The 17,332-nt window shown below is 48.4% G+C and carries 16 protein-coding genes, 8 tRNA genes and 1 rRNA gene (1 of these 25 only partly in view); all 25 read right to left on the bottom strand.

The genetic code is table 11. The annotated features are described in order from the left end of the window. Window positions 1–60 precede the first annotated feature (60 nt). The gene (gene hisJ, locus EGM68_RS01390) at window positions 61–885 is read right to left on the bottom strand and encodes a histidinol-phosphatase HisJ (protein WP_129548527.1); all 825 of its coding nucleotides are present in this window, start codon (window positions 883–885) and stop codon (window positions 61–63) included. A gap of 36 nt (window positions 886–921) precedes the next feature. Further along, complete coding sequence (gene hisIE / locus EGM68_RS01385) at window positions 922–1,662, bottom strand: bifunctional phosphoribosyl-AMP cyclohydrolase/phosphoribosyl-ATP diphosphatase HisIE (RefSeq protein ID WP_129548526.1); 741 nt, start codon at window positions 1,660–1,662, stop codon at window positions 922–924. Next, window positions 1,659–2,417, bottom strand: a complete 759-nt coding sequence (gene hisF / locus EGM68_RS01380) for an imidazole glycerol phosphate synthase subunit HisF (RefSeq protein WP_129548525.1) — start codon at window positions 2,415–2,417, stop codon at window positions 1,659–1,661. Before hisF ends, hisIE begins: the two co-directional genes overlap by 4 nt. An 11-nt stretch (window positions 2,418–2,428) precedes the next feature. Next, window positions 2,429–3,160 carry a 1-(5-phosphoribosyl)-5-[(5-phosphoribosylamino)methylideneamino]imidazole-4-carboxamide isomerase gene (gene hisA / locus EGM68_RS01375; RefSeq protein WP_013368801.1) on the bottom strand — a complete coding sequence of 244 codons (732 nt, stop codon included), beginning with the start codon at window positions 3,158–3,160 and terminating at the stop codon, window positions 2,429–2,431. 92 nt (window positions 3,161–3,252) lie between these two features. Continuing rightward, window positions 3,253–3,882, bottom strand: a complete 630-nt coding sequence (gene hisH, locus EGM68_RS01370; protein ID WP_129548524.1) for an imidazole glycerol phosphate synthase subunit HisH — start codon at window positions 3,880–3,882, stop codon at window positions 3,253–3,255. Window positions 3,883–3,885: 3 nt separating this feature from the next. After that, on the bottom strand, window positions 3,886–4,494 hold the full coding sequence (hisB, locus tag EGM68_RS01365) for an imidazoleglycerol-phosphate dehydratase HisB (RefSeq protein ID WP_025675860.1): 609 nt from the start codon (window positions 4,492–4,494) through the stop codon (window positions 3,886–3,888). Continuing rightward, complete coding sequence (gene hisD, locus EGM68_RS01360) at window positions 4,478–5,791, bottom strand: histidinol dehydrogenase (protein ID WP_129548523.1); 1,314 nt, start codon at window positions 5,789–5,791, stop codon at window positions 4,478–4,480. Before hisD ends, hisB begins: the two co-directional genes overlap by 17 nt. Window positions 5,792–5,854: 63 nt before the next feature. Beyond that, window positions 5,855–6,499, bottom strand: a complete 645-nt coding sequence (gene hisG / locus EGM68_RS01355) for an ATP phosphoribosyltransferase (protein WP_013368797.1) — start codon at window positions 6,497–6,499, stop codon at window positions 5,855–5,857. Next, window positions 6,496–7,701 (bottom strand): ATP phosphoribosyltransferase regulatory subunit, encoded by a 1,206-nt coding sequence (locus tag EGM68_RS01350; protein ID WP_129548522.1) that lies wholly within the window; start codon window positions 7,699–7,701, stop codon window positions 6,496–6,498. The genes hisG and EGM68_RS01350 overlap by 4 nt, the downstream gene beginning before the upstream one ends. Window positions 7,702–7,926: 225 nt before the next feature. Beyond that, window positions 7,927–9,078: an acyltransferase gene (locus EGM68_RS01345; RefSeq protein WP_129548521.1), complete on the bottom strand. Its 1,152-nt coding sequence runs from the start codon at window positions 9,076–9,078 to the stop codon at window positions 7,927–7,929. Between the two features lie 143 nt (window positions 9,079–9,221). Next, window positions 9,222–9,719 (bottom strand): acyltransferase, encoded by a 498-nt coding sequence (locus EGM68_RS01340; protein WP_013368793.1) that lies wholly within the window; start codon window positions 9,717–9,719, stop codon window positions 9,222–9,224. Continuing rightward, on the bottom strand, window positions 9,716–10,369 hold the full coding sequence (ppaX, locus tag EGM68_RS01335; RefSeq protein WP_013368792.1) for a pyrophosphatase PpaX: 654 nt from the start codon (window positions 10,367–10,369) through the stop codon (window positions 9,716–9,718). Before ppaX ends, EGM68_RS01340 begins: the two co-directional genes overlap by 4 nt. Then, the gene (lgt, locus tag EGM68_RS01330) at window positions 10,366–11,421 is read right to left on the bottom strand and encodes a prolipoprotein diacylglyceryl transferase (protein ID WP_129548520.1); all 1,056 of its coding nucleotides are present in this window, start codon (window positions 11,419–11,421) and stop codon (window positions 10,366–10,368) included. Before lgt ends, ppaX begins: the two co-directional genes overlap by 4 nt. 43 nt (window positions 11,422–11,464) lie before the next feature. After that, window positions 11,465–12,403, bottom strand: a complete 939-nt coding sequence (gene hprK, locus EGM68_RS01325) for an HPr(Ser) kinase/phosphatase (protein ID WP_013308232.1) — start codon at window positions 12,401–12,403, stop codon at window positions 11,465–11,467. A gap of 352 nt (window positions 12,404–12,755) precedes the next feature. Then, window positions 12,756–13,880 carry an ABC transporter ATP-binding protein gene (locus EGM68_RS01320; protein ID WP_013368790.1) on the bottom strand — a complete coding sequence of 375 codons (1,125 nt, stop codon included), beginning with the start codon at window positions 13,878–13,880 and terminating at the stop codon, window positions 12,756–12,758. Between the two features lie 103 nt (window positions 13,881–13,983). Beyond that, the gene (locus EGM68_RS01315; protein WP_129548519.1) at window positions 13,984–15,126 is read right to left on the bottom strand and encodes a PucR family transcriptional regulator; all 1,143 of its coding nucleotides are present in this window, start codon (window positions 15,124–15,126) and stop codon (window positions 13,984–13,986) included. A gap of 157 nt (window positions 15,127–15,283) precedes the next feature. Beyond that, window positions 15,284–15,356 (bottom strand) — tRNA-Lys (locus tag EGM68_RS01310). A 7-nt stretch (window positions 15,357–15,363) separates the two neighbouring features. Then, window positions 15,364–15,449 (bottom strand) — tRNA-Tyr (locus EGM68_RS01305). Between the two features lie 9 nt (window positions 15,450–15,458). Continuing rightward, window positions 15,459–15,531 (bottom strand) — tRNA-Phe (locus tag EGM68_RS01300). 78 nt (window positions 15,532–15,609) lie between these two features. Then, a tRNA-Asp gene (locus EGM68_RS01295) sits at window positions 15,610–15,686 on the bottom strand. Between the two features lie 18 nt (window positions 15,687–15,704). Further along, window positions 15,705–15,780 (bottom strand) — tRNA-Thr (locus tag EGM68_RS01290). Window positions 15,781–15,784: 4 nt separating this feature from the next. Next, window positions 15,785–15,860, bottom strand: a tRNA-Val gene (locus tag EGM68_RS01285). Window positions 15,861–15,870: 10 nt separating this feature from the next. Then, window positions 15,871–15,947: transfer RNA gene (locus EGM68_RS01280), tRNA-Met, on the bottom strand. Between the two features lie 28 nt (window positions 15,948–15,975). Continuing rightward, window positions 15,976–16,067: transfer RNA gene (locus EGM68_RS01275), tRNA-Ser, on the bottom strand. Window positions 16,068–16,199: 132 nt separating this feature from the next. Further along, window positions 16,200–17,332: ribosomal RNA gene (locus tag EGM68_RS01270) — 23S ribosomal RNA — on the bottom strand (it continues 1,794 nt past the right edge of the window).

Here is a 17,332-nt window from a genome sequence, read left to right as displayed (position 1 = left end):
TGTATGAAAGGCGCGTTCGGCTAGCAACTAGATATAACATTTTGATCCAATAAATAAGTATTATAGCGTTAACGGAACCCGTGAACGTTCACGATGCTGAAATACGGCAAGCTCGCGATAGCCGACTTCATATAAAAGTGATCGCGCCTTCTCCAAGTGCTCAGACAGCTTCGCTGGATCATGGGCATCCGAGCCGATGGTCAACGGGATACCTAGCGTGAAAGCTTGCTCCAGCATGCGGCGGCTCGGAAACATTTCGGCACAGGGTTTGGAAAGCCCTGATGCATTGAATTCCATTGCCCGACCGCTGCGGGCTACGGCTGAGAGTGCGGAGCGCTCCAATTCACGCAGCTCCTCCTCTTCCTCTGGTTTCGGATGATAGCCGAAGCGCTTAATGACATCCAAATGACCCATGATGTCATACAACCCCGTAGCGGCCGCCTTGGAAACCGCATCATAATATGTGCGGTACACCTCTAGCACATTTTTACCTTCCCAATGGTGTACCTGACGGAAGTCGGTGACATCCCACTCACCGAGAAAGTGGACGGAACCAATCACATAATCCCATGGGTATGCATGGACGATATCTTCGATTTCGCGTTCCCAGCCCTCGATATAGTCGCCTTCCAAACCAACACGAATATCAATTTGCCCTTTATAACGCTCCTTCAGATCCAAGCATTCTTCCACGTATCGGGGCAGCTCATCCATAGGCATCGCCATTTCTGGATAATAGTTGGCTGGTTCTACATGCAGCAGCGGCATATGATCGGATAAGCCGAGCTGATCCAGCCCCAGCCGGATCCCCTGCTGCACATACTCCTCCAGACTTCCTATCGCATGCCCGCAGCGGGAATGATGCGTATGATAGTCAATTTTCATGCAGCCCTCCCCCTTTCAAATCCTACAATAGCCGTCCTAATCACGACGAGGGCGTTCATGACGGCGATTCAGCTCAGCCAGCACGTCATCGAGTGGTAGCTTGCGCTCCTGCAACAGCACCAGCAGGTGATAAATCAGGTCGCTGACCTCCAGACGCAACTCCTCATTATCTTTATTTTTGGCTGCAATGATTGTCTCAGATGCTTCTTCGCCAACCTTTTTCAGGATTTTGTCTACACCTTTATCAAAAAGATAGGTCGTGTAGGCTCCTTCAGGACGCGTCTCCTCGCGTTCCTTAATAATTGCTTCCAATTGGGCAAGCACCTCAAAGCGGCCTTCTGAAGCAATGGGAATAGCATCGGTACGAGTTACCGACACTTGAGCTCCTGCTTTTCCTGCCACAGGTGTTACAGCTGTTCCTGGCACGGAAATATCACGAGAAAAGCAACTCGTTGTGCCTGTATGACAGGCCGGACCGCTCGGAATGACACGCACCAATAGAGCATCGCCGTCACAATCCAGCTGGATGGAGGAGATCTTTTGCGTATTCCCAGAAGTTGCTCCTTTGTGCCACAGCTCCTGTCTGGAACGTGACCAGAACCAGGTCTCTCCTGACTCCAAAGACCGTTTCAGCGACTCGCGGTTCATATAGGCCAGCGTCAACACCTGAAGTGTAGCATCATCCTGCACAATCGCCGAGACAAGCCCCGCCTCGTTCCAGCGGACATTATCCAGTATCTGCTCCAGAGATAGCTGTTGGTTCAATTCGTTGCTCATCGTATCTCCACTCCTCTGCGCTTCAAATCCCGTTTCAGCTCAGGGATTCCGATTTCTTTATAGTGAAAAATCGTTGCTGCTAATCCAGCATCCGCCTTACCTGACGTAAACACGTCATAGAAATGTTCCTGTTTGCCTGCTCCGCCGGAAGCAATAACTGGAATCCCTACGGTATCCGAAACCGCGGAAGTCAGCGGCAGGTCAAAGCCATCCTTAGTTCCGTCTGCATTCATGCTGGTCAGCAGAATCTCACCGGCCCCCAGCTGCTCTACTTCCTTGGCCCAGGCCAAGGCGCGAATGCCCGATGGCGTGCGGCCTCCGTGCGTGTAAACTTCCCATTCGCCCCACGCCTCATTGTACTTGGCATCGATGGCAACAACGATACATTGTGAACCAAAGCTGCGCGCTCCTTCCGCAATGAGCTGTGGGTTGCGGACAGCCGCCGTATTTACGCCGATTTTATCAGCACCGGCCCGCAAAATGCGTTTCATATCGTCGACATGAGATATCCCGCCACCTACGGTGAAAGGAATAGCAATTTCTCCGGCTGTCTGGCGAACTACTTCTTCCATCGTGGCACGACCTTCAACCGAAGCGGAAATATCCAGAAATACGATTTCGTCCGCCCCTTCCTGGTCATAAAGCGCAGCCAGCTCCACCGGGTCACCTGCATCGCGCAAGTTCACAAAATTAACGCCCTTAACCACCCTGCCATCCTTTACATCCAGACAGGGAATAATACGTTTAGCCAGCATGCCTACTCCCCCTATGCCTTTGCTACAGCTTGTACGGCAACCTGTAAATCAATGCTCCCTGTATACAATGCTTTACCCACAATAGCTCCGCCCACGCCTTCTTTCGCATAGGTGCTCAGTGTGATTAGATCATCCATCTTGCTGACTCCGCCGGATGCAATCACGGTTCGTCCACTGCTTTTGGCAAGCGCTGCAATGGCCTCTACATTCGGGCCCTGCATCATGCCGTCGCGAGAAATGTCTGTGAAAATAAATGTTTCAGCTCCCTTGGAGGCCAGTTCAGCAGCCAATTCATCTGCTCGAACCTCCGAGGTTTCGAGCCATCCACGCGTAGCCACATAGCCATTTCGCGCATCTAGACCGATGGCGATCCGATCACCGTAGGTACCCAATACCGCTTCCGTAAAAGCACGATCCTCAATAGCTGCCGTGCCCAAAATCACTCGGCTCACGCCCAGCGACAACAGCCGCTCCACATGCTCAAGCGTACGTAAGCCACCGCCCACTTGTACAGGTACTTGCACCGCAGAAGCAATCCGTCCAATGAGCGCATCATTCACCGGTTGACCTGCTTTGGCACCGTCCAAATCAACCAAATGAATGTAGGAGCCGCCCAAGCGCTCCCATTCTCGTGCTACTTCCACCGGATTTTCGTTGTATATTGTCTCCTGGTTATAATCACCTTGTACCAGTCGTACACATTTGCCATCGCGAATATCAATCGCCGGGTATATCGTGAACAAAGTATGACCCCCTTATGAACTAATCAACAGCTATATACCTTCACACCCATCAACGCCCAAATTTGAGCCTACTAACACAAACGCTCAAGTAGTTATGCTCGCTTTTCCGCTTCCGCCAATTCCAAAAACTGACGAAGCAGACGCATCCCCATTTCTCCGCTTTTCTCCGGATGGAACTGCATACCGTATACATGTCCTCTGCCAACAATAGCCGTTACAGGTCCACCATAGTCGGTTACTGCCAGCAGGTCACTTTCGATCTCCGGCTTTGCATGATAGGAATGCACAAAATATACATGTCCTTCCTCCAGACCCTGCAATAACGGATGCTCTGGCTGGGTGATATGCAGACGATTCCAGCCCATATGTGGCACTTTAACGCCCAGATCAGGAGCAAACCGAACGACCTCGCCTGGTAATATATTAAGTCCTTCGTGACTGCCGTACTCTTCACCACGAGTGAACAATAGCTGCATTCCCAAACAAACACCGAGCAGCGGTTGTCCAGCACTTGCAACCTCCTGAATAACCCGATCCAATCCGCTGGAACGCAGATGTTCCATCGCATCCCCGAAAGCCCCTACCCCCGGCAAAATTACACCGCTAGAGGCACGAATCACTTGAGCATCTCCTGTCACTACAGCCTCATAGCCAAGGCGCTCAACCGCCCTGCTCACACTATGCAGATTCCCTCTGCCGTAATCCACAATGGCAATGGACATGGACTACAGCACTCCCTTCGTTGAAGGCACTCCTGTCACCCGCGGATCAATGGAGGTCGCCTCATCCAAAGCACGCCCCAGCGCTTTGAACACCGCCTCAATCATATGGTGGGTATTTTGCCCGTAGTGAACAATGACGTGCAGCGTCATGCGAGCCTCCAATGCAAATTTCCATAGAAATTCATGCACCAGCTCTGTCGAGAAGCTGCCTACCTGCTGAGACGGGTACTCTGCGCGATACTCAAAATGAGGTCGATTGCTCAGATCAATAACAACCTGCGCGAGTGCCTCATCCATCGGTACAAAGACGCTGGCATAGCGCTTGATACCTTTTTTATCGCCCAATGCTTCCAGCAAGGTTTGCCCCAGACAGATCCCAATGTCCTCGACGGTATGATGATCGTCAATGTCCACATCCCCTCTGGCCTGTACATTTAGATCAAATTGTCCGTGCTTGGTGAACAAATCCAGCATGTGATTCAGAAAAGGAACATCCGTTTCAATCTCGGCCTGCCCTGTCCCGTCTACTGCAAATGACAGCTGAATGTCTGTTTCGTTCGTTTTCCGGCTGACACTGCCTGTACGCTCTGCTTTGCTATTTTCGTTCCCCATCGCCATCCACCGCCTTCTTCTCATTGTCCAATCGAACTTGTATCGCCCGTGCGTGGCCTTCCAGCCCTTCATGCCGGGCAAGCTGCATAATGGTCTCTCCATTGCGCAGCAGTGCTTCCTTGCTGTAATAGATCATACTCGACTTCTTGATAAAATCATCAATATCCACTGGCGAAGAAAAGCGTGCTGTTCCATTCGTCGGAATGATGTGGTTAGGTCCGGCAAAATAATCGCCTACCGGCTCTGAGCTGTACGCTCCCAGAAAAATAGCTCCCGCATTTTCAATCAGCCCCATATGCTCCATCGGCTGCTCTGTCATGATCTCCAAATGCTCTGGCGCAAGCCGGTTGACAATACGGATGCCCTCTTCCAAATTGTCAACGACAATGATGGCTCCGTATGCCTCCACCGATGCAGCAGCGATATCTCTGCGCGGCAACTCCGCCAATTGGCGATGTAACTCGGCTGATACTTCTTCGGCCAAGCGTTGCGAAGGCGTAACCAGAATGGCTGAGGCCATTTCGTCATGTTCCGCCTGTGAAAGTAGGTCGGCCGCTACATAAGAGGGATTCGCCGTGTCGTCTGCCAATACGACAATTTCACTCGGTCCCGCAATACTGTCGATATCCACTGCACCGTATACCTCTCGCTTCGCCAGCGCTACATAAATGTTGCCGGGACCGCAAATTTTATCAACCGGTTCAATACTATGTGTCCCGTATGCAAGAGAGGCAATAGCCTGCGCTCCGCCAACCCTGTATATTTCCGTTACACCAGCCTCTGCCGCAGCTACCAGTGTATAGGGGTCGATCCCTGCCTTGCCGCCTGTCGCCGGGGGTGTCACCATGACGATCTCCGGTACTCCAGCCACTTGAGCTGGAATAACATTCATCAATACCGAGGAGGGATAGGCAGCTTTACCACCTGGAACATACACGCCTACACGTTTCAAGGGTCGGATGATTTGACCAAGCAAGCTACCATCTGATTGTAAATCTATCCATGAGTTACGCTTTTGCTTGGTATGAAAAGCGCGAATATGAGCGGCCGCTTCTCGAATCGCCTGTATAAATGAAGGCTCTACCTTATCATAGGCCAACTTTAATTCTCCATCTGTCACACGAAGCTGCTCCGCTGTCAGCGATACACCGTCAAACATTTCTGTATACCGCAGGACAGCCTCATCTCCCTCTTGGCGTACCGATTGAATAATCGTACGCACAGCCTCGTTTTGCTCAGGTGTTCCGTAATCTACCTCTCGTTGGAGATTGAAATCACGGGCTGCTACGATCTTCATTTGCTCATTCCCCCTTACCTGCTGCTTGCTTGCAGAATGCTCCTTAACCGTTGCTCCGTTCCTTTAACCCTTCGGTACTACTTCAGTTGGAATCACCTGATGCAATCGATCACACAATGCCTGAATCGGACCATTTTTCATCCGGTAACTGACCCGGTTGGCAATCAAACGACTGGTAATATCCAGTATGCTAATCTGCTCAACCAATCCGTTCTCCCGCAAGGTCTGCCCCGTCTCCACCATATCTACAATGCGATCTGCCAGACCAATTAACGGCGCCAGCTCGATGGAACCATTCAGCTTAATGACCTCCACCTGCTGACCTTGCTCCCGAAAATACTGGGAAGCCACATTTGGATATTTGGTTGCGACCCGCTGACGAATACCTGGTTGCCAATCGGGTAAAGCAATCACCGACATCCGGCAACGGGCAATCCCCAGATCCAGCAGCTCATATACATCCTTGTTTTCTTCAAGCAACACATCCTTACCTACAATGCCGATGTCAGCTGCACCGTACTCCACATACGTAGGAACATCGACGGGCTTCGCCATAATAAATTCCATCCCCAGTTCAGGCAATGGAATGACCAGCTTGCGGGTTTCGTCCACATCCAGTGGAATTGGAACCCCTGCCTGGCGAAACAACTTGGAAGCCTGCTTATAAATCCGTCCCTTCGGCATGGCTACCTTCAATGTTTCCGTCATGGCAATTCCCTCCTTTGTACTGGCTGTCTTCCTTCAGCTGTATAGCTGTATACCTCTGCGTACAGATCCTGCTGCTCACGACGTCGATCTTCCGGCCCCCCCGCGAGTCCTGTCACCACAGTAAGCCCCTCTGCACGTAGCTGTGCCGCTGCAGATAACGCCTTTCGACGTTCCTGCTCGTCATAACGAATAAGTACAGGACGCTTCGTCTCAATTGCAATACCATCCACACCATCGACGATTCGGTTCGTCTTCAATGCGAATCCCGTTGCTGGTACAGATCGCCCAAACTGCTGAAGCAGATTGTCATAACGACCTCCGTTGCATACCGGGAATCCGATTTCCGCTGCATAGCCCTCAAAAGTCATTCCTGTATAATATGAAAAATCCCCGATCATGGTAAGGTCAATTAACACATGCTCAGATACGCCGTATGCCTCCAGGACTTCCCACACCTCGCACAAATGTGCAATGGTTTGAAGCGTCTGCTGCTCTACACTAAGGCGGGTAGCCTGCTCGCAAATTTCCTTCCCGCCACGCAGCCGAAGAATGGCCTCCAGCTTATCGCGATGCTCGGGCGCCAAACCTAAAGCTTCAATCGCCGTTCGGTAGCCCACTACATCACGATTGAGCAACAGTTCTTTTAGCGCCTGCTGTTCAGCCTGGCGACCTGGAATGATCTCCTCAAATAACCCGTTCAGGAATCCCACATGTCCCATGGCAATTTTAAAAGAGGTAACACCCGCTGCCTGCAATGATGCAATGGCCAATGCTACCACTTCTGCATCAGCCTCAGGCGAGTCATCCCCTACCAGCTCCACGCCTGTTTGAAAAAACTCTGCCTCTCTTCCTGCCTCTTCCTCAATCGCTCGAAATACATTGGCGTGATAGGAAAGGCGAAGCGGTACTTCCTCTTCCTTTAGCAACGAAGATACCACCCGTGCAATTGGAGCAGTCATATCAGAACGAAGTACCAACGTAGTCCCTCGGTTGTTGAGCAATTTAAACAGCTTCCGATCAGAAGTAGAGCTAGCTACTCCTACCGTATCGTAGTATTCCATCGTAGGCGTCATAATCTGACGGTAACCCCAACGTTCCATACATGCGAGTACATTCAGTTCAATGGCCCGCAGCTTCGACACTGCACGTGGAAGGTAATCCCGAACCCCTATAGGAATCTCGAATCCTTTTGGCTTAGACATCTCTATCACCTCATGATTTCAATATCTTTATCATGGTAAAGTGCTAATAAACTAAAGTATATTCGATATATTATCATGCCCTACTTATGAACGTCAACCAAACGAAGCAGCCCATTTTTACAGCTTAGACAATCGCTGCCCCTCTCCATATTTTATCCAATGCAAAATGCATGAATCCTAAAAAAAAGACTGTCAGCCTTAAGCCAACAGTCTAAGTCAAAATACTTAACAATTTGCCTGTTTATCTTTACTCTGGAACGGAAACTTCGGAACTGTACCCAAACCGATCCATGAAAATGGTACATATCGAAAAAACAACGTCACAATCAGCCATGATCCAAACAGCGCCAACACCCATCCGCCAGCAACAGAGAAGACATATTCTATCGGTGTACCATGCAAATCCAGTTTGCGATACACTCGTAATAACGCCGGATGAAGTAAATATATACCGAAAGAACATGCTCCCAGCCAACTAATGAACATTCGCAGTCTATCACTAGTATGACGATATAATAAAACCGATAACTGAAACAGCACCAATGCAGATACGAGAGCATATGCATTATGTAGCAGTTCATAGACCAGCGAGTCCGCATAAATGGCTTTGCGGTAGGCTATAAACCATATTTGTACATAAACGATCCCGAGTAATAACCAAGCCGCCCACAAGGCCCACCAGCTGATCAACTGGCCGCGACCCATTACCGTACCTGGGACTGGAAAAAGCCACTTTTTAAACCCTTCATATCCAATCGCTACAGCGGCACCCAAGGCAAAGTAACTGATATACGTAATCGCAAGGCTTCCTCTCTCCTCTTGCCAAACATATTTGTTCAGCAGTACAAACCCCCATTGAATGAGCAACCCTACTGCCAAAATGACAAAAGCTGCTCTCCGTGGACTCGATATCCAATGACGTAAACGCTGCACTCCCCACAACAGTAGCGGAAAGACCAAATAAAATTGGATGATAATAATGACATAATACAAATGCGTATACGCCTTTCCCGTTAGCAGCACGAGCGGAAGATCACTAAGCGGCATCAACCCACGTGTCACCAAGGTCAAATAGTACATAAGAGAAAATAAAACGTAGGGTAACACAATAAACATCAGTCTTTTTTGAAAAAACAAAAGCATACTCTTTCCACGAAGTGGCCGATCGACATAATTGTAAAATAAAACAAAACCGCTCACAAAAATAAATACAGGCACTGCAAAGCTGCTAAACATATTTAAAAATAAAAAGGGGTAAAACAATAGAGAATGACGCGCATCAATCAATGCCATTGAAGTCGCATGAATGGTAATGACGGCCGCAATTAATATTCCCCTGTAAATATCAAGCTCTGGTATACGTTCTTTTTTGACCAAATCAACACGCTCCCATATCGCCTTGCAAAAATATTTATTATCAACTTTTAAACATAACCAACATGCATTACCCCACTTATTATACAGAAAAACAGCACAAGAAAGACCCCTTAATACATAAGGGGTCTTTCTCATCGTGCTATTTACTTTTCATCCACACCAGAGCGTCTTAAATCACGCAACGGATTACCACCTACAAATGCACCTGCTGGTACATCTTTATGCACAACCGCTCCGGCCGCTACCACTGCTCCGTCACCGATGGTAACACCCGGCAAAATGGTTGTATTTGCGCCGATCAGCACACGATCCCCGATCACCACTTTACCGATGCGATACTCCTGTATAAGGTATTCATGAGCCAGTATGGTCGTGTTATATCCAATGACCGAATTGTTCCCGATTGTAATATGCTCTGGAAAAAAAACATCCACCATCACCATCAGACCGAAGGCTGCATGTTGCCCAACCTTCATCCCCAGCATTCTGCGGTAAATAACATTTTTCAGAGAAAGCACAGGACAATACCGGGCAATCTGTATAAAAATGAAGTTCTTAACGCCTTTCCAAGGGCTCACCGTCCGATAAATTTGCCACAACGCATTGGGACCTTCTACAGGATAGCGGTTCACCTTTCTCACGATACATTGACACCTTGAAGCTCCAGCTTCAGCAAATCCCTCATATCATATAGCATGTAGTCTGGTCCATATCCGCGCAGAGTTTCCTCACCCTTGAGCGACCAGGCCACTCCCGCAGATTTCACACCTGCCGCCTGAGCTGACAAAATATCAAAGGAGCTATCTCCAACCATCAACGTATGTTCCGCTTCAGCATTCAGACCTGCCAAGGCCTTAAGCACTGGCTCCGCGTGAGGCTTCGGATGTTCCACATCGTCTACCGTCACAATGTAATCCATAGACGAAGTCAGATCAAACAGGTTAAGTACACGCATCGTGGATGGTCGTATTTTAGTTGTTACAACCCCTAGCTTAATTCCTCGTGCGCGCAGCTCCTGAATAACCTCAATAACATGTGGAAATGGCTTCACCATTTGATCATGATGAATTTGATTATAAGCACGGTAGTCTTTGATTAGCCCAGATACATCCGTTAATCCCGTAAAAGTACGGAGTTGATCGTCCAGTGTTCCCCCCATATGAGGAATAATATGCTCCCGCGTTAGCGGATCAGCATCTGGATGGTTCAAAATGTGTAAAAATGTGCTGATAATCAACTCATTCGTATCCATAATGGTACCGTCTAAATCAAACAAAATCGTATTTATCATAGATGCTCCTTCTTGTCCTCATCCGTGTCTTCCTTAGATAGCTTATCCGCCGTGGCAGTTGGAGAAACCGCATCCTGTCCAGGACGGGACACCTGTTCTGGCGTCACATCAGGCACCTGATCAATCCCTGTCTTGCTGGAGACAATCGGGTCGCTATATCTCGCAACGGCTGAGCCCTTCCGACGACGAACCAAGATGAAAATCACAGCAGCTACAATGATGAAAATAGCAAGCAACTGTGAGATCCGTACGTTACCGTAATTCGGATCCAAGTACCCCGGTTCAAACCCTAGCCATACCATAGGGGACCACAGAGCATTCACAAAGGAAGCCAGCCAGTCCGGTCCCTGAAAGGCCAAGCTGTCCGTCCGCACCCGCTCGATGAAAAAGCGACCAATAGAGTACCAAATGAAGTAAAATGCAAACATTTCACCCGCACGTACAAATTTCATCCGGCGAATCACAAGCAGCAAAATCACGCCTACAATACTCCACAGCGATTCGTACAGGAACGTAGGGTGGTGAAACACCCCGTTAACGTTCATCTGATTCACAATGAAGTCCGGTAGATGTAGCTGATTGCGCAAAAAAGTCTCTTCTGTTGGTCCACCGTAAGCCTCTTGATTGACAAAATTACCCCAGCGTCCAATCGCTTGACCGATTAATAGACCCGGCGCACAAATATCAGCGATACGCCAGAAGTTATACCCTTTATAGCGAAAATAAATAACCGCACATATAATGGCACCAATCAAAGCACCATATATCGCGATACCGCCGTTCCAAATTTTAAAGACATCCCATAGATTATCTCGGTAGTCTTCCCATTTGAAGGCTACATAATAAATACGCGCTCCAATAATGGCCGATGGAACACCCAGAAGCAGCATATCCATAAAGAATTCCTGCGAAATACCGAATCTTTTTCCCTCACGGATGGCGAGATATAAACCCACAAGTGCCGCCAGCCCCAAAATAAGCCCATACCAATGGACCTTGATTGCCCCGATTGAAAAAGCAATCGGATTCAGCAGTAATGTTGCCGTTGACATATGTTTCTCTCACTCCTTGTTCTTCCTTGCAACCGAACGAACCTTAATCCATCTCTTCCATATCTTCAGAAATCGTCGCAGTCAGCTTGTTTGTAAATTGCAGAGCTGCATTAACGCCCATTTGTTTCAACCGATAGTTCATGGCCGCTACCTCGATAATAACAGCCAGATTTCGGCCCGGACGTACTGGAATCGTAACGAGTGGAACATCTGTATCAATAATGCGTGTGGTTTCTTCATCGAGACCGAGACGGTCATACTGCTTGTCCTGTTGCCATGCCTCCAGACGGACAACCAATGTAATCCGCTTATTATTACGAACTGCACCAGCACCAAACAGTGTCATCACATTAATAATGCCCACGCCACGAATTTCAAGCAGGTGACGAATTAGTTCAGGTGCTGTTCCATGCAACTGAAAGTCGGACGTTTGCCGGATTTCTACCGCATCATCTGCTACCAAGCGATGCCCACGTTTAACAAGTTCCAGTGCTGTTTCACTCTTACCAATTCCACTACTGCCAGTGATAAGCATTCCCACGCCATACACGTCACACAGTACACCATGAATAGTCGCCGTAGGTGCCAGCTTTCTTTCCAGAAAACCTGTGATCCGGCTTGATAAAATCGTCGTCGCCATATTGGTTCGCAGTACAGGAATATCTCGCTCTGCGCTTGCCTCCACTAACTCGGCCGGTACCTCTAGGCCACGTGTGATGATAATACATGGAGTCAGCTCTGTACACAAACGCTCCATCCGATCCCGTCGCTCCTCAGGAGGCAGCATACCCAGAAAAGCTAGCTCAGACCTTCCCAAAAGCTGTACCCGCTCCTGTGTATGATATTCAAAATACCCGGCCATCTCCAGGCCTGGGCGATTCAAATCGTCCACGGTGATCAGTCTGCGTAGACCTTTTTCACCGGAAATAACCTCCATTTGAAACTGCTGTACAAGCTCGGATACCTTTACCTGTTTAGCCATTGTATTCTCTCCTTCATCTGCAAAAACCGGATTCTATACGCCATTTGATTTATGTAGCATTATTCTATTAACCATACAAGCCCACACAGTCTATCCTGAATGAGTCCACACTTGACTTGATTTAACAATAGGATTCCAGGCTATCCCTATCCCGACAGTTGGACCTCCAAGCCCCACCAATCTAGGACTTATGCCAACGAACCTTGTCTGAATCTAAACCTGCACCATTGTACACCCATCGTATCGGAATTTTCCATTGAATGCAATGCCAAAGCTAGTAGCGGATATCATATACAAAAGAGTCGCAGTTCTCCGCTTGGGGAAAACTGCGACTCTCTTCCAGAGGCTAATCTTATTCGCCAACCAGAATGCTCAATTCCGATTCCTTATCAAAAATATGAACTTTGTTCATATCAACAGCCAACTTCGCTTTGACACCATCACGAGTATTGGAACGTCCGTCTACACGGGCAATAATCGTATCGTTTCCGGCACCACTTAGGTACAACAGCATTTCATGACCGAGGTTTTCCGTTACATCCACAGTGGATGTAAAGATCGTGTTCGGAGAAGCCTCTAAGAATACAGGCTCTTCATGAATATCCTCAGGACGAATGCCCAAGATCACTTCTTTGCCAATGTAGCCTTTCGCTTTCAAAATCTGTCCCTTACCTTCAGGTACAAACAGATCCAGACCTGGTGCTGCGAAATGCAGCGCACCTTCTTTTTCAACCAGCTTACCCGAGATAAAGTTCATCGTAGGAGAGCCGATAAAACCAGCTACGAACAGATTCACTGGACGGTTGTACAGTTCATCCGGGGAAGCAGCTTGTTGAATGATACCATCCTTCATAACTACAATCCGATCACCCATCGTCATGGCTTCAACCTGGTCATGTGTTACATAGATAACGGTCGTTTCCAGACGCTTAGCCAACTTCGTGATTTCCGCACGCATCTGACCACGCAACTTGGCATCCAAGTTGGACAGCGGTTCATCCATCAAGAAGACTTGTGGGTCACGTACAATCGCACGTCCCAAGGCAACACGCTGACGCTGACCGCCTGATAACGCTTTCGGCTTGCGATCCAGCAGATGCTCAATATCAAGGATTTTAGCCGCTTCACGTACACGTTTATCAATTTCTTCCTTTTTAACCTTGCGGAGCTTCAGACCAAAGGCCATATTTTGGTATACGTTCATATGCGGATACAAGGCATAGGATTGGAATACCATCGCGATATCGCGGTCTTTTGGAGCCACATCGTTCACAACACGATCACCAATGTACAATTTACCGTCTGAAATTTCCTCCAAACCAGCAATCATACGAAGTGTAGTAGATTTCCCGCAACCAGAAGGACCAACCAATACGAGAAATTCTTTATCTTGAATGTCCAAATTGACATCAACAACCGTAGCTTTTTCTGCACCTGGATATTTCTTAAAAATATGCTCTAAACGTACGCCAGCCATAGCTTTTGCCTCCCCAAGGTCAAGTTTTGAAATCGAATACATTTTCTACTTGTATCTTACCCTAGTACCCAAAGTATGACTATTCGCAAACTGCACAAAAATGCTATTTCCTTTTTGTCACTTTGTACAATAGTAGATATAGTTTGACCAAAACCGCATCATTAAACGTCCTCACGTCCAATCCGGTCTCCTGTTTAATCTTGTCCAAACGGTAAATCAACGTGTTTCGGTGAACATACAGACGCTTGGCTGTTTCACTCACATTACAATCCAGTTGAAAAAAGATATCCAATGTAGCCATCGTTTCTGAGTCTTCCAGTATGACAGATGACTTCATTACTTGCTCCAAAAATAGTACACGCTGCTCCTTGGGAATGCGATTTAACAGTCTCTCCAAATGAAGCTCCCATGAAAGGTGGATGTGCTCTGTTACATGAAAAAGCTTGCCAAGATGGATTGTCTCCCATAATAAATTCAGCTCGTGGGGAAGACTTTGCAAAGGGATCGAGGGCTTGGAAATCGCCAAATGGAATACACCGACCCATTCATTCGCGATAAGTTCATATAACCCCAAGCTAAAAGCCGTAAGTACCTCCTCCAGCGGTTCCGCAAAATCTGTCTCCCTGGTCTCAGTATCTTTATCCCGTTCATCGTCGGCTCCTAATAAAAGCTCCTTTCTAGCCAGAATCAGCCAAGATTGTTCGTCTAATGGAGTAAGCAGCACATTCCCTCCAAAATAGCTCGCTAACAATCGATGAAGCTGCGTATAGGTAATAGCCCCATCCTGTGTTCCCTCACCATTTAGCAAAAACGGCACCATACACGCTGATAGCGGATCACGAAGTTCTAATTCAGCAGGAACCTCTTCTTTACTGCTTAGGTTGGCAGCCTGCTGTATGAGCCATTGTCCAAAATGATTCATCCGCTCTTCCTCGCTATAAGCCCGGTTGACCGACAAGCTTGGACCATTGTGCCAAACTTGTTCCATGTTCCCCAGTAGCGCTTCTATCAACTTCCGTTCTCGATCCGACAAGTATCTGGCCTCTACCGCAAAAGCAGCCAGTTCACCTACCGATGCACGAAACGGAAAATATAATTTATTTTCACTAACAAATGATCTATCCGGTATGACTGAATCGGTTGATTCTCCTTCTGCCATCATTTCTGGGCACCAAGGCACTATGGTAAAAGGCGCTTGAATTATATTCTGAAGCTGTTGCTGAATCCACTCTGTATCCAAAGTCACGCGATCACCACTTCACTTTTTTTAGAATATAGATAAACACTAAGCGAACATAATGAACTTATTATAACCTGTCGATACCTTAAAACAAAAAGCTATATAAAAACATAACTTAAAACAACACAAAAAAAGCCATCAACTTATAGTTGATGACTTCTGATGAGCCATGAAGGACTCGAACCTTCGACACCCTGATTAAAAGTCAGGTGCTCTACCAACTGAGCTAATGGCTCATAAAACTGGTGGAGGATGATGGATTCGAACCACCGAACCCGTAAGGGAGCAGATTTACAGTCTGATGCGTTTGGCCACTTCGCTAATCCTCCATATAAAGGTGGCTCGGGACGGAATCGAACCGCCGACACGAGGATTTTCAGTCCTCTGCTCTACCGACTGAGCTACCGAGCCATATCCATTGACAAAAAAATAAAGTGCGGAGGGATACCCCTTCCCACTTTAGTACGGTGAAAATATTAAACTGAAAAATGGCGGAACTGACGGGATTCGAACCCGCGATCTCCTGCGTGACAGGCAGGCATGTTAGGCCTCTACACCACAGTTCCCTATATTTTTCAAAAAAATGGTGCCGGCGAGAGGACTTGAACCCCCAACCTACTGATTACAAGTCAGTTGCTCTACCAGTTGAGCTACACCGGCACAATGGTGGAGGCTGAGGGGATCGAACCCCCGACCCTCTGCTTGTAAGGCAGATGCTCTCCCAGCTGAGCTAAGCCTCCTGGGTATGTATGGTAGCGGCGGAGGGGATCGAACCCCCGACCTCACGGGTATGAACCGTACGCTCTAGCCAGCTGAGCTACACCGCCATAACATAATTCACTAGCTTGTCCTAAATGGCGGAGAGAGAGGGATTCGAACCCTCGCACCACTTTCGCAGTCTAACCCCTTAGCAGAGGGTCCCCTTATAGCCACTTGGGTATCTCTCCATATGAATGGACTCGCTTAGTGAAATTCTACAAGATATTCAGATTATCAGCAAAGTGAATTTGAATATCAAGCGTAATTCCAAGGTGTTACACCCTGAAAACTGGATCCGAAACTTCATTGCGCCTTATCTTTAGGATAAGCCCTCGACCGATTAGTATTGGTCAGCTCCATGCATTACTGCACTTCCACCCCCAACCTATCTACCTCGTCGTCTTCAAGGGGTCTTACATACTGGGAAATCTCATCTTGAGGGGGGCTTCACGCTTAGATGCTTTCAGCGCTTATCCCTTCCGTACATAGCTACCCAGCGGTGCTCCTGGCGGAACAACTGGTACACCAGCGGTACGTCCATCCCGGTCCTCTCGTACTAAGGACAGCTCCTCTCAAATTTCCTACGCCCACGACAGATAGGGACCGAACTGTCTCACGACGTTCTGAACCCAGCTCGCGTACCGCTTTAATGGGCGAACAGCCCAACCCTTGGGACCTACTTCAGCCCCAGGATGCGATGAGCCGACATCGAGGTGCCAAACCTCCCCGTCGATGTGGACTCTTGGGGGAGATAAGCCTGTTATCCCCAGGGTAGCTTTTATCCGTTGAGCGATGGCCCTTCCATGCGGTACCACCGGATCACTAAGCCCGACTTTCGTCCCTGCTCGACTTGTAGGTCTCGCAGTCAAGCTCCCTTCTGCCTTTGCACTCTTCGAATGATTTCCAACCATTCTGAGGGAACCTTGGGGCGCCTCCGTTACTCTTTAGGAGGCGACCGCCCCAGTCAAACTGCCCACCTGACACTGTCCTCGCACCGGATCACGGTACCAAGTTAGAACCTAGATACGATCAGGGTGGTATCCCAAGGATGCCTCCCTTCAAGCTGGCGCTCAAAGTTCTACGGCTCCCACCTATCCTGTACAGATCGTACCCAAATTCAATATCAAGCTGCAGTAAAGCTCCATGGGGTCTTTCCGTCTTGTCGCGGGTAACCTGCATCTTCACAGGTATTAAAATTTCACCGGATCTCTCGTTGAGACAGCGCCCAAGTCGTTACGCCATTCGTGCGGGTCAGAATTTACCTGACAAGGAATTTCGCTACCTTAGGACCGTTATAGTTACGGCCGCCGTTTACTGGGGCTTCGGTTCATAGCTTCGCCCGAAGGCTTACCACTCCCCTTAACCTTCCAGCACCGGGCAGGCGTCAGCCCGTATACTTCGCCTTGCGGCTTCGCACAGACCTGTGTTTTTGCTAAACAGTCGCTTGGGCCTT

The sequence above is a fragment of the Paenibacillus sp. M-152 genome (assembly GCF_003856555.1).
Lineage (GTDB): Bacteria > Bacillota > Bacilli > Paenibacillales > Paenibacillaceae > Paenibacillus > Paenibacillus polymyxa_C.
This window is presented reverse-complemented; position numbering and strand designations above follow the sequence as displayed.

Bases quoted from the DNA above. Each gene is read 5' to 3' on its own strand.
- hisJ (WP_129548527.1), bottom strand. From the start codon at position 885: ATGAAAATTGACTATCATACGCATCATTCCCGCTGCGGGCATGCGATA.
- hisIE (WP_129548526.1), bottom strand. From the start codon at position 1,662: ATGAGCAACGAATTGAACCAACAGCTATCTCTGGAGCAGATACTGGAT.
- hisF (WP_129548525.1), bottom strand. From the start codon at position 2,417: ATGCTGGCTAAACGTATTATTCCCTGTCTGGATGTAAAGGATGGCAGG.
- hisH (WP_129548524.1), bottom strand. From the start codon at position 3,882: ATGTCCATTGCCATTGTGGATTACGGCAGAGGGAATCTGCATAGTGTG.
- hisB (WP_025675860.1), bottom strand. From the start codon at position 4,494: ATGGGGAACGAAAATAGCAAAGCAGAGCGTACAGGCAGTGTCAGCCGG.
- hisD (WP_129548523.1), bottom strand. From the start codon at position 5,791: ATGAAGATCGTAGCAGCCCGTGATTTCAATCTCCAACGAGAGGTAGAT.
- hisG (WP_013368797.1), bottom strand. From the start codon at position 6,499: ATGACGGAAACATTGAAGGTAGCCATGCCGAAGGGACGGATTTATAAG.
- EGM68_RS01350 (WP_129548522.1), bottom strand. From the start codon at position 7,701: ATGTCTAAGCCAAAAGGATTCGAGATTCCTATAGGGGTTCGGGATTAC.
- ppaX (WP_013368792.1), bottom strand. From the start codon at position 10,369: ATGATAAATACGATTTTGTTTGATTTAGACGGTACCATTATGGATACG.
- lgt (WP_129548520.1), bottom strand. From the start codon at position 11,421: ATGTCAACGGCAACATTACTGCTGAATCCGATTGCTTTTTCAATCGGG.
- hprK (WP_013308232.1), bottom strand. From the start codon at position 12,403: ATGGCTAAACAGGTAAAGGTATCCGAGCTTGTACAGCAGTTTCAAATG.
- EGM68_RS01320 (WP_013368790.1), bottom strand. From the start codon at position 13,880: ATGGCTGGCGTACGTTTAGAGCATATTTTTAAGAAATATCCAGGTGCA.